General features: G+C 39.4%; 1 protein-coding gene and 1 pseudogene. One reads left to right on the top strand and one right to left on the bottom strand.

Annotated elements, in window-relative coordinates; translation table 11 throughout:
* Positions 1-76 precede the first annotated feature (76 nt).
* Positions 77-307, bottom strand: a pseudogene (locus tag N482_RS25560) (IS110 family transposase); the annotation flags it as partial.
* A gap of 93 nt (positions 308-400) precedes the next feature.
* Here N482_RS25560 and N482_RS07270 point away from each other — a divergent pair.
* Positions 401-1212 (top strand): IS982 family transposase (locus tag N482_RS07270; protein ID WP_063376406.1); only part of this gene is annotated, 812 nt, incomplete at its 3' end.

The raw sequence follows: 1212 nt of genomic DNA, 5'->3' as shown, positions 1-1212 counted from the left end.
TGAGAGCGCGAGGAGTTTTTTGATTTTTCTAAATTCAAGGCTGTTTATAAAGGTTATGGAAACAGCCTATATTAGATCAGAAATTTAATGAAATTGGTATTAATTTAGGATTTACCGGTAAGAGTACAAGTTGTTTTGCAATAGCCCAGATATAAGCAATTATTTCTCGGGCAATGGCGGTCACAACAAGGTTGTAATGCTTGCCCTTATTAATGAGCTTTTTATAACGTTAACAGAGCCTTAATTGCGCTTTCCATGCGATAGCAACAATCTGTTTTGGTAAGCCTTCTTGCCGTTTTTTTAGTTCTTTAACCTGAGCTGCGCATAAGAAATTGAACTAAATGCCCTTGCGGTGATCAGAGCTTTCGACCAAGAAACGTAAGATTACCAAGGCAAGGGCATGAATAACTTAGATGCAATTTACGTAGATGTCGATGATTTTTGTTTATTGTTTGAACCTCAATGGCTTAAACACCTAATAGAATCAGGTGAAAAGCAACGCATTAAGCCATCTCGCCTAACCTCTAGCGAAGTTATGACTATATTGATTGCTTTTCACCAATCGGGTTATCGCGACTTTAAAACCTACTACACCAAATTTGTTTGCCAGTATTGGCGACATTATTTTCCTGATTTAGTCAGTTATACACGTATGTTGAAGTTACTTCAGGCTACGTTACCCGCTCTGTGTAGCTACTTAAAGCAACGCTTTGATAAGCCAACAGGTATCGCATTTATCGATTCCACTTCACTCAAGGTTTGTCACAACATGCGTATTCCTCGCCACCAAGTTTTCGCAGGCGAAGCCAAACGAGGCAAAGGTACAATGGGATGGTTTTATGGCTTTAAACTTCACCTCATCATGAATGACGAAGGTGGTTTATTAGCCGTAAAAGTGACCGCTGGGAATGTTGATGATAGAAAACCTGTACCAGATATGGTCGACAATGTTACAGGTAGTTTATACGCTGATAAAGGCTACGTATCTGCAAACCTAAAAGCGGAACTTGCCGAGCAAGGCATAGATTTTATTACAGGTCAACGAAGCAATATGACACGACAGCCAATATCATCTTGGGATAGAGCGATGTTATCAAAGCGCTTTATCATTGAGACTGTTTTCGACCAGCTAAAAAACATAGCTCAAATAGACCATACAAGGCACCGAAGCTGCATCTCATTTATGGTTAATTTAATGGCTGGATTAATTGC

This window comes from Pseudoalteromonas luteoviolacea NCIMB 1942, assembly GCF_001625595.1.
Taxonomy (GTDB): Bacteria; Pseudomonadota; Gammaproteobacteria; order Enterobacterales; family Alteromonadaceae; genus Pseudoalteromonas; species Pseudoalteromonas luteoviolacea_A.
Note: the sequence above shows the minus strand (reverse complement) of the source record. Positions and strands in the feature narration are given on the sequence as shown.